The following is an 11,447-nucleotide window of genomic DNA, read 5'->3' as shown; positions in this document are numbered from 1 at the left end:
TTTACTGCAATGATGTTGCTAGGCATGCACTACTTTCAACACAACCAAGGTGGAACAGGCCTAGCCCTCCCTTTTAATTTGGTTGTTTGGTGCTTTGCTAGCATTCTTATCGGCCTTGGCCTTATTAAAGTAAGTCAATCGCAAACTTTGCGCTATAACAAAACACTTATTGGTTTAGCTATTTGTGCTTTTGGCTTATGGATCCCACTGTTTTATCCAAATGCTGAATTTGGTGCTTTTGCTTTAGACCGTTTAATCGGGTTGGCAGCAGGTTTACTGCTTATCTTCTCAATACTTCAGCTTGAAATAAGCCAAAAGCAATGGCAGCAAATGATGTACCTGATTGTTGCAGCAGTCTTAATTGAGAGCCTTTATGCATTAACCCAAATGTACCTATTAACAGCGGGTAATTGGGTCGGCTTCAATGTTAATTCAACCAGAGCGTCAGGTATTTTCCAACAACCTAATGTCTTAGGAACCTTTGTGCTGTTTGGTCCAGCCATATCCGCTTGGTTATTGTCACAACAAGCTATAAACGAAAAATGGCAGCTCTTACTTATACTTGTATCTAGCTTTGCAGCAACATGGGTATGTTTCTTAACAGGATCTAGGACAACTGTAGTAGCGTTGTTTCTTATACTCCCGCTAATGGCTCCTTACCTATTTAAAACTGCAAATTTATCGCACCTTAGATGGTGGCTAGTTAGTATTTTGTTGGGAGTTTTAGCACCTATGCTTCCAGAACTATTCAACTCTAACGAAGCAAGAGATGCCTTAGGTGGCGCAACCACAGCTTATAGAGTAACAATGCTTGAAGTTAGTTGGCAGCTGTTTAAGCAGCAACCGCTGTTAGGCTGGGGTTATGGTGCTTATGACGGTGTTTACCATGTAGCTCAGGCTTTACTTAATCAACAAGGCTTAATCGATGGTTATCATTTTAATGTAGCTCACCCCCATAACGAACTAGCTTACTGGGCGGTTGAAGGTGGACTTCTGCCAGTCACAGCTTTGTTCGCGATGGCTTTCCTAATAATCCAGAGCATGCTCAAACAAGGCTGGGCTAAGGGATTGTTTTATTTTGCAATATTGTTTCCCAGCCTACTTCACTGCATGACTGAACTGCCTTTTTATCACTCAGCTATCTTATGGATTCTATTCTGCATATTGATCACTCAAATTCTAAGAAGTGATGAAATTATAGCCAAAACGTTCCCGGCTAAATTTGCCCCAAAGATATTTGGAGCTCTAATACCATGCTTCACTATCGTGTTCATGGCAACTGGTTTACAGGCCATCCATAAAATCACCCAATTTGAACGAACCGGTAGTACAAATGTAGCTTTGCTCGAAGAAGTGATCAATCCAGTACCCTTGCAAACTCGCTATGAATTCAACGCTATGTCATTTAGGTTAAACGCAGCTTTGTCTTTAGGTCTCAAAGAAGAACTTAAAGGCTACCTAGCATGGTCAGAACAGCTGTTAAAGAGGCAAGCCAGAACTGAACATTTTTATAATCGCTCAGTTGCTTTACGAGCTCTAGGCTTAAACGAACAAGCTAAAGCTAATGACAAACTGGCTAACGACATATATCCAAATTCCGAACGTGTATCCTATAAGCTTGTTTCCGCGACTAATGGCGGTGAGGAAACACTAAGGCAGTATTTGCTATGGAATAAAACTGAGATTGACAAAAAGCCTTTACCACAACTGTATATTCATCAAATTAACGCCTTGGTAAAGCTCGGTGATATTAAACCAGCAGTAGATATGCTTATAGAAGCACAACACAACCTCCCTGAGCAAATCAGTTTAAATAACGTTCCCAGTTTAAAACCCTATATTAAGATTCAAACGCCTAGTTAAGTAAAAGCAGGTGGTGAGCAAAACTAGTTTTACTCACCACTAGCAAATTTATTCAAGCCAGATCATCCGCAGTTTACCGATTGTTAGTTCGAAAACTCTTTTTAGTAAGAATAGCGCCAACGCTTCATGCTCTTTAGTTCCGCAGTTGCTGAACAATCACATATTCACTTCAACTACCTTTAAAGCCACTACAACAGAAGTGAGTTTGGCCTGCCCCACCCAGAGTTGTTTGACTAATTCGAAAGTACCTTTCTAATCTAAGGTTTTAATAAGCCTACAACTATCATATAAGTCAGAATCTAAAGCCTGCTAGCAACAAGAGGGTTTTGTTATTTCGAATTTTGACCCAACCACACACCTAGTACACCTCCTAGAATCCAATACCTTAAGAAAGATTTCATTAACTTAAGAAAAAGTCCCTCAACACTATCTGCATAGACTTAGACGATGAACACATGCGACCACTAAGTATCAACGAGTTAAGCGAGCGGGCGAGCCTTGCTAAAAAACACGCCAAGCGTAATCACTGGTCAACCTTGTATGTGCAAGAGGGCGATGTCTGTGATGCACTAGGTTAGTGCTGTTGATGAAATGATTGAGGCTTGAGTATTTGGTTTGTGGGTGAGACTAAATCGCGGGCAATAAAAAAGCCCTCGTCATTAGACGAGGGCTTAGTATGAGAGCCTGGCGGTGACCTACTTTCACATGGGGAAGCCCCACACTATCATCGGCGCAGTTGCGTTTCACTTCTGAGTTCGGCATGGAGTCAGGTGGGTCCACAACGCTATTGCCACCAGGCAAAAACTGTTGTCTTTAACATTCGAAAAAGCTGAAACATCTCATGAGCACTAACAAGTATTCATGGTTTCTAAAATAAAGTATCTATAAGCAACACCCTTTAGGTGTTGTATGGTTAAGCCTCACGGGTAATTAGTACAAGTTAGCTCAATGCCTCACAGCACTTACACACCTTGCCTATCAACGTTGTAGTCTCCAACGGCCCTTCAGAGGACTTAAAGTCCTAGTGAGAATTAATCTCGAGGCCTGCTTCCCGCTTAGATGCTTTCAGCGGTTATCAGTTCCGAACGTAGCTACTGGGCAATGCTATTGGCATAACAACCCAAACACCAGCGGTTCGTCCACTCCGGTCCTCTCGTACTAGGAGCAGCTCCCCTCAATTCTCAAACGCCCACGGCAGATAGGGACCGAACTGTCTCACGACGTTCTAAACCCAGCTCGCGTACCACTTTAAATGGCGAACAGCCATACCCTTGGGACCGACTTCAGCCCCAGGATGTGATGAGCCGACATCGAGGTGCCAAACACCGCCGTCGATATGAACTCTTGGGCGGTATCAGCCTGTTATCCCCGGAGTACCTTTTATCCGTTGAGCGATGGCCCTTCCATACAGAACCACCGGATCACTATGACCTACTTTCGTACCTGCTCGACGTGTCTGTCTCGCAGTTAAGCTGGCTTATGCCATTGCACTAACCGTATGATGTCCGACCATACTTAGCCAACCTTCGTGCTCCTCCGTTACTCTTTGGGAGGAGACCGCCCCAGTCAAACTACCCACCAGACACTGTCCGCAATCCCGATAAGGGACCAACGTTAGAACATCAACACTACAAGGGTGGTATTTCAAGGTCGGCTCCACGTCATCTGGCGACAACGCTTCAAAGCCTCCCACCTATCCTACACATGTAGGGTCAATGTTCAGTGTCAAGCTGTAGTAAAGGTTCACGGGGTCTTTCCGTCTAGCCGCGGGTACACCGCATCTTCACGGCAATTTCAATTTCACTGAGTCTCGGGTGGAGACAGCTTGGCCATCATTACGCCATTCGTGCAGGTCGGAACTTACCCGACAAGGAATTTCGCTACCTTAGGACCGTTATAGTTACGGCCGCCGTTTACCGGGGCTTCGATCAATAGCTTCGCTTGCGCTAACCACATCAATTAACCTTCCGGCACCGGGCAGGCGTCACACCGTATACGTCATCTTTCGATTTAGCACAGTGCTGTGTTTTTAATAAACAGTTGCAGCCAACTGGTATCTGCGACTCTCAGCAGCTTAGGGAGCAAGTCCCATCACCATCAAGAGCGTACCTTCTCCCGAAGTTACGGTACCATTTTGCCTAGTTCCTTCACCCGAGTTCTCTCAAGCGCCTTGGTATTCTCTACCCAACCACCTGTGTCGGTTTGGGGTACGGTTTCGTATAATCTGAAGCTTAGAGACTTTTCCTGGAAGCAGGGCATCAACCACTTCGTGTCCGTAGACACTCGTCATCAACTCTCAGCGTAATGTAAACCCGGATTTGCCTAAGTTTACCGCCTACTGCCTTTCACGTGGACAACCATCGCCACGCTGGCCTAGCCTTCTCCGTCCTCCCATCGCAATTATACGAAGTACAGGAATATTAACCTGTTTCCCATCGACTACACTTTTCAGTCTCGCCTTAGGGGCCGACTCACCCTGCCCTGATTAACATTGGACAGGAAACCTTGGTCTTTCGGCGAGGGGGCTTTTCACCCCCTTTATCGTTACTCATGTCAACATTCGCACTTCTGATACCTCCAGCAATCCTTACGAATCACCTTCAACGGCTTACAGAACGCTCCTCTACCGAGCATGCAAGCATGCTCCCGTAGCTTCGGTGGTATGTTTAGCCCCGTTACATCTTCCGCGCAGGCCGACTCGACCAGTGAGCTATTACGCTTTCTTTAAATGATGGCTGCTTCTAAGCCAACATCCTGGCTGTCTAAGCCTTCCCACATCGTTTCCCACTTAACATACACTTTGGGACCTTAGCTGACGGTCTGGGTTGTTTCCCTTTCCACGACGGACGTTAGCACCCGCCGTGTGTCTCCCGAGTAGTACTTGATGGTATTCGGAGTTTGCAAAGGGTTGGTAAGTCGGGATGACCCCCTAGCCTTAACAGTGCTCTACCCCCATCAGTATTCGCTCGAGGCGCTACCTAAATAGCTTTCGAGGAGAACCAGCTATCTCCCGGTTTGATTGGCCTTTCACCCCCAGCCACAAGTCATCCGCTAATTTTTCAACATTAGTCGGTTCGGTCCTCCAATTGGTGTTACCCAATCTTCAACCTGCCCATGGCTAGATCACCGGGTTTCGGGTCTAATCCCAGCAACTATGCGCGCAGTTAACACTCGGTTTCCCTACGGCTCCGCTATTCGCTTAACCTTGCTACTGAAATTAAGTCGTTGACCCATTATACAAAAGGTACGCAGTCACCCCACGAAGGGGCTCCCACTGCTTGTACGTATACGGTTTCAGGTTCTATTTCACTCCCCTCACAGGGGTTCTTTTCGCCTTTCCCTCACGGTACTGGTTCACTATCGGTCAGTCAGGAGTATTTAGCCTTGGAGGATGGTCCCCCCATATTCAGACAACATATCACGTGTGCCGTCCTACTCGATTTCACTTAAAGTAGATTTTCATGTACGGGGCTATCACCCTGTATCGCCATCCTTTCCAGAATGTTCCACTAATCACCTAAAAGCTTAAGGGCTAATCCGGGTTCGCTCGCCGCTACTACCAGAATCTCGGTTGATTTCTTTTCCTCCGGGTACTTAGATGTTTCAGTTCCCCGGGTTCGCCTCGCAACGCTATGTATTCACGTTACGATACTGCATAAAATGCAGTGGGTTTCCCCATTCGGAAATCCATGTCTATAACGTCTTTTATCGACTTAACATGGCTTATCGCAGATTAACACGTCCTTCATCGCCTCTGACTGCCAAGGCATCCACCGTATACGCTTAGTCACTTAACCATACAACACCTAAATGTTGTCGCTTAAATCACTTGAATGGTCAGGCTGTATAAATCCTGCCATTCGAGTACGATCACCTTATTTTTGAATACCAAGAACACTTGTTATTAAACTCATATTCTTGAGATATTTTTTATCAGCTTTTCCAAATTGTTAAAGAGCAATTGGTTCCTTAGAAACCAAAGCTAAGCACTATATAAACAAATGCTTAGCTTTGTATTCTCAAACCAGTGAGAGAAAATGGTATCCCGTAGGGGATTTGAACCCCTGTTACCGCCGTGAAAGGGCGGTGTCCTAGGCCTCTAGACGAACGGGACACTGCAGTAGCTGTTCTCGTTGGTTCTACACCACACTAGAACTTCTCTCTTTTCTTTTTCATCAAGCAATCTGTGTGAACACGTCACAAAACCTAAGCATCATAATAAGGAGGTGATCCAGCCCCAGGTTCCCCTAGGGCTACCTTGTTACGACTTCACCCCAGTCATGAACCACAAAGTGGTGAGCGTCCTCCCGAAGGTTAAACTACCCACTTCTTTTGCAGCCCACTCCCATGGTGTGACGGGCGGTGTGTACAAGGCCCGGGAACGTATTCACCGTAGCATTCTGATCTACGATTACTAGCGATTCCGACTTCACGGAGTCGAGTTGCAGACTCCGATCCGGACTACGACATGCTTTTTGGGGTCCGCTTGCTCTCGCGAGTTCGCATCCCTCTGTACATGCCATTGTAGCACGTGTGTAGCCCTGCCCGTAAGGGCCATGATGACTTGACGTCGTCCCCACCTTCCTCCGGTTTATCACCGGCAGTCTCCCTAGAGTTCCCACCATTACGTGCTGGCAAATAAGGATAGGGGTTGCGCTCGTTGCGGGACTTAACCCAACATCTCACGACACGAGCTGACGACAGCCATGCAGCACCTGTATCTGAGTTCCCGAAGGCACCAAACCATCTCTGGTAAGTTCTCAGTATGTCAAGGGCAGGTAAGGTTCTTCGCGTTGCATCGAATTAAACCACATGCTCCACCGCTTGTGCGGGCCCCCGTCAATTCATTTGAGTTTTAACCTTGCGGCCGTACTCCCCAGGCGGTCTACTTAATGCGTTAGCTGCGTTACCCACGAGTTAAACTCACAGACAACTAGTAGACATCGTTTACGGCGTGGACTACCAGGGTATCTAATCCTGTTTGCTCCCCACGCTTTCGTACATGAGCGTCAGTTTTTGTCCAGGTGGCCGCCTTCGCCACTGGTATTCCTTCAGATCTCTACGCATTTCACCGCTACACCTGAAATTCTACCACCCTCTACAAAACTCTAGCTTGCCAGTTCCAAATGCCATTCCCAGGTTGAGCCCGGGGATTTCACATCTGGCTTAACAAGCCGCCTGCGTACGCTTTACGCCCAGTAATTCCGATTAACGCTCGGACCCTCCGTATTACCGCGGCTGCTGGCACGGAGTTAGCCGGTCCTTCTTCTGTCGCTAACGTCAAAGATAGCAAGTATTAATTACTACCCCTTCCTCACGACTGAAAGTGCTTTACAACCCGAAGGCCTTCTTCACACACGCGGCATGGCTGCATCAGGCTTTCGCCCATTGTGCAATATTCCCCACTGCTGCCTCCCGTAGGAGTCTGGGCCGTGTCTCAGTCCCAGTGTGGCTGATCATCCTCTCAAACCAGCTAGGGATCGTCGCCTTGGTAAGCCATTACCTTACCAACTAGCTAATCCCACTTGGGCTAATCTTTACGCGAAAGGTGCCGAAGCATCCCCTCCTTTGGTCCGAAGACATTATGCGGTATTAGCAGTCGTTTCCAACTGTTGTCCCCCACGTAAAGGCATATTCCCAAGCATTACTCACCCGTCCGCCGCTCGTCAGCAAAGTAGCAAGCTACTCTCTGTTACCGCTCGACTTGCATGTGTTAAGCCTGCCGCCAGCGTTCAATCTGAGCCATGATCAAACTCTTCAATCAAAAGTTTTTTCGCTCAAAGTTAAAAACTGAAATTATTACTGTGTTTTACAGTGCAAGACTCCAGTTCACTTAAGCTTAATTTTTTCGCTTAAGGTCCTGTGAGTGCTCACACAGATTGCTTGATAAATTGTTAAAGAGCGTTGCTTCTCAATCGAAGCGAGGTGCGCATTCTACGCTTTCCTCTGTGGCTGTCAACCGCTTTTTAAAACATTTTAAAAAGAAGTTTGAGAGCCGGCTAACTTAGCCCTAGGCCTTGCTAACCCTGACCTAGCCTTGCTTCGCTTTAGCGCGCTGCGTGCCGTGTCAGTGGAGGTGCATTATAGGGATCGATTCCCGCGGCGCAAGCGTTTTTTGAAGAAAATCACAGAAACACGTTTAAGTGTTCAGATAGCAAACAAATTGCACCTTTTTTGACTGAATTCGCCAGATTTGAGCCCAATAACTATAGTTTAGTTTTAGTGCTTTATTATGGGCCTTAGCTACCTTGACCATATATATGTTGGTTTTGTTGTAATACTGGGTTTACTTCACCTGTGTATTGGATACCATAGCCGCCCTTTTTCCTGTGGAGTCTCTTGCTGATGTCATTTTCTATCGGCCAACGCTGGATCAGTGATTCAGAATCTGAGTTAGGTTTAGGTACCGTAGTTGCTATTGAAGGTAGGATGGTTACCTTGTTGTTCCCTGCTAGCGGTGAGAATCGCTTTTATGCCATGGCGGACGCACCAGTTACTCGAGTGGTATTTAATGTTGGTGATGACATAACCAGTACTGAAGATTGGTCGATGACCATCACTGAAGTTGAAGAAGCGGATGAGTTGATTGTTTATCATGGCGTTCGTCACGATACAGAAGAAACGGTTCAGCTACGTGAAATGTTCTTAAGCCACTTCCTCAAGTTTAACAAACCTCAAGACCGACTTTTTGCTGGCCAAGTTGACCGCTTTGATAGTTTTGTTGTGCGTTACCAAACCTTAGTGAAACGCTTTGAACAACAGCAGTCTGAGTTAAAAGGCTTAATGGGCGGTAAAGTTAGCCTAATTCCACACCAGCTTTATATCGCAAGCGAAGTAGGTCGGCGTATTTCTCCTCGGGTATTGCTGTCTGATGAAGTGGGTTTAGGTAAAACCATTGAAGCAGGCTTAATTATCCACCAGCAGCTTATTGCAGGCTTAGCTAAACGAGTATTGATTATTGTGCCTGACGCCCTGCAATACCAGTGGCTAATAGAAATGCTGCGCCGCTTTAACATGCACTTTAGCTTGTTTGATGAAGACCGCTGCATTGAAGCTTATGCCGAAGCTGACAACCCTTTTGAAACCGAACAATTAGTATTGTGTAGCCTTAGCTTTTTACGCGGCAGCAAAAAACGTTTTGAACAAGTTGCAGAAGCTGATTGGGACTTGATGATTGTAGATGAAGCACATCACCTGCAATGGGATGAAGCAACACCAAGTCGGGAATACCAAATCATTGAAACACTGGCCAAACAAATTGCCGGCGTTTTGCTACTTACCGCTACGCCGGATCAACTTGGCCACCAAAGTCACTTTGCCCGCTTAAGGTTGCTCGATCCTGACCGCTTTTACGACTACCAGGCCTTTATAGATGAAGAGCAGCACTATCAGCCGGTAGCGGAAGCTGCCCAGTCTTTGCTGGCCAGTAGCCTACTAAGCACCGAGCAAGCTAATCAACTTAGTGAACTGTTAAGCGAAAATGATATTGAGCCTTTGCTCGCGCTCATAAATGACAGCGCTTCAAGTTATGAACAGCAACAACAGGCGCGTGAAGAGTTACTACAACATCTATTAGATCGCCACGGCACAGGCCGAGTATTGTTTAGAAATACCCGCAGCGCGATTGAAGGGTTTCCGATGCGCCAACTGGCTAGCTACCCTCTCAGCTTACCTAGCCAATATAAAACTGCATTAAAAGTACAGCAAATGATGCAAGGCAGTAACGCTGGTGCCAATAATCAATTAATGTTCCCCGAAGAGCTCTACCAGCAATTTGAAGGTGAAAGCGAAGGGGAAGCCAGCTGGTGTAAGTTCGACCCACGTATCGACTGGTTAATTGGTTTTTTACTGGCGCACAAACAAAAGAAAGTGTTACTAATCTGCGCTAAAGCAGCCACAGCGCTAGCTATAGAAGATGCGGTACGCACTCGCGAAGGTATTCGCGGTACCGTCTTCCATGAAGACATGTCGTTAATTGAACGTGATAAAGCCGCAGCTTATTTTGCTCAAGGCGAAGCCGGCGCACAATTAATGGTGTGTTCAGAAATTGGCTCTGAAGGGCGCAACTTCCAGTTTGCGCACCATATCGTGTTATTTGATTTGCCAACGAACCCTGACCTCTTAGAGCAACGAATTGGTCGCCTGGATCGTATTGGCCAACAAAACGATATTCAAATTCATGTTCCTTATTTAGAAGGTACACCACAACAAACACTGTTACGTTGGTACCATGAGGGTTTAAACGCCTTTGAACAAACCTGTCCAGCAGGCTCAGCCATTTTTGCTGAATTTGGTGAAACCTTAACAAGCCTGCTGGGGCAAAACACGCCAGACGAAGCAGAACTAAACACACTAATAAAAGAAACAGCTAAGCGTTACCATGAAGTAAAAGCCAAGTTAGATGCCGGTCGTGACCGCTTGTTAGAAATACACTCAAGTGGTGGCAACAAAGCTGCAGAACTCATTGAGAAAATTCAAGCAGCAGAGCAAGACCCCCATTTTGTGACGTTTAGCCTACGGTTGTTCGATACCATTGGCATCAACCAAGATGACAAAGGTGAAAATGCCTTGGTACTGCATGCGAGTGAACAAATGCTAGTGCCGTCTATTAATGGCTTGCCGGAAGACGGTTGCACCATTACTTATGACAGAAACACTGCGCTTAGCCGAGACGAAATTCAACTTATGTCTTGGGAACACCCGCTGATTCAAAGCTGTATCGATACTATCTTGGGGGCCGACTTAGGCACAACGTCAGTAGCCTTACTCAAGAATCGCGCCTTACCAGTAGGTAGCTTATTTGTTGAAGGGATCTTTGTAGTAGAAACCAGCGCACCTGCCGAGTACCAAATTGAGCGATACTTGCCCGCTACACCGGTGCGTATTTTGCTGGATAAAAACGGCGGAAACTTGTCTGCTAATGTTGATTTTGAACAGTTCAATCAGCAGCTTTCTGCGGTTAACCGCCACTTAGCCGCTAAGTTGATTAGTGCTTCACAAACACAAATTCATCCTTTGCTTGCACAAGCCAATGAGCTCGCCCAACAACAATTAGCAACTATTGTTGAACAAGCCAGTGAGCATATGAAGCAAAGCTTAAATGGCGAGCTTGAACGCCTTGAAGCCTTAAGCGCTGTAAACCCAAGCATTCGTAAAGATGAATTAGATACCTTACGAAGCTTACGTGACAATGCTGGCGACTACCTACAGAAAGCCCAAGTAAAATTAGATGCGCTGCGGGTAATATTGGTATCGCACAACTAGGGGCTGTAGATCTTTGATGATGGTTTTTGCAGCAATTTCTTAGCCATTTAGGCAAGGCAGTGAGTGTGCAGTTAAGTGGGCTTAATAATCACTCGCTAACGCTGAATAAATGGCTAAGAAATGCTGCCCGAAAGGTTCGGATAAGCGAACTTTACTCTTTGTTAAGCACTTCTTGCTTAGCCCACTAGGCTTCTAAGTGCTCGCCGCGATTAAAGCCCGCTTATCTCGAACAAAATTTCAACACCAAAGATCAACAGCCCCTAGCAAATCGAAATTCTATTTTATTTAATAGCAGGCCTTAGCTTACACTAGGGCCTTAT

At 46.2% G+C, this 11,447-nt stretch carries 3 protein-coding genes, 1 tRNA gene and 3 rRNA genes; 3 read left to right on the top strand and 4 right to left on the bottom strand.

From position 1 onward, the window contains the following. The first annotated feature begins 261 nt into the window (after nucleotides 1-261). Nucleotides 262-1,863, top strand: coding sequence for a Wzy polymerase domain-containing protein (locus OV592_RS03015; RefSeq protein WP_406610342.1), 1,602 nt, complete (start codon nucleotides 262-264; stop codon nucleotides 1,861-1,863). A gap of 455 nt (nucleotides 1,864-2,318) precedes the next feature. After that, nucleotides 2,319-2,441, top strand: a complete 123-nt coding sequence (locus tag OV592_RS03010; RefSeq protein WP_406610341.1) for a hypothetical protein — start codon at nucleotides 2,319-2,321, stop codon at nucleotides 2,439-2,441. A 104-nt stretch (nucleotides 2,442-2,545) separates the two neighbouring features. Here OV592_RS03010 and rrf read toward each other — a convergent pair. From rrf to OV592_RS02990, 4 genes are all read right to left on the bottom strand, one after another. Further along, nucleotides 2,546-2,661: ribosomal RNA gene (gene rrf / locus OV592_RS03005) — 5S ribosomal RNA — on the bottom strand. Nucleotides 2,662-2,772: 111 nt separating this feature from the next. Further along, nucleotides 2,773-5,660 (bottom strand): 23S ribosomal RNA (locus tag OV592_RS03000). A gap of 241 nt (nucleotides 5,661-5,901) precedes the next feature. Continuing rightward, nucleotides 5,902-5,977, bottom strand: a tRNA-Glu gene (locus OV592_RS02995). A gap of 105 nt (nucleotides 5,978-6,082) precedes the next feature. After that, a 16S ribosomal RNA gene (locus OV592_RS02990) occupies nucleotides 6,083-7,627 on the bottom strand. The 16S, 23S and 5S rRNA genes sit together here with 1 tRNA gene alongside, the layout of an rRNA operon. 581 nt (nucleotides 7,628-8,208) lie before the next feature. Between OV592_RS02990 and rapA the strand changes: the two genes are divergently transcribed. Beyond that, nucleotides 8,209-11,127: an RNA polymerase-associated protein RapA gene (gene rapA / locus OV592_RS02985; RefSeq protein ID WP_406610340.1), complete on the top strand. Its 2,919-nt coding sequence runs from the start codon at nucleotides 8,209-8,211 to the stop codon at nucleotides 11,125-11,127. The last annotated feature ends 320 nt before the right edge of the window (nucleotides 11,128-11,447 follow it).

Origin of the sequence: Agarivorans sp. JK6 (assembly GCF_045277145.1) — a bacterium.
GTDB classification, from domain to species: domain Bacteria; phylum Pseudomonadota; class Gammaproteobacteria; order Enterobacterales; family Celerinatantimonadaceae; genus Agarivorans; species Agarivorans albus.
The sequence above is the reverse complement of the archived record's forward strand: the minus strand, read 5'-3'. Positions and strand labels throughout refer to the sequence as shown.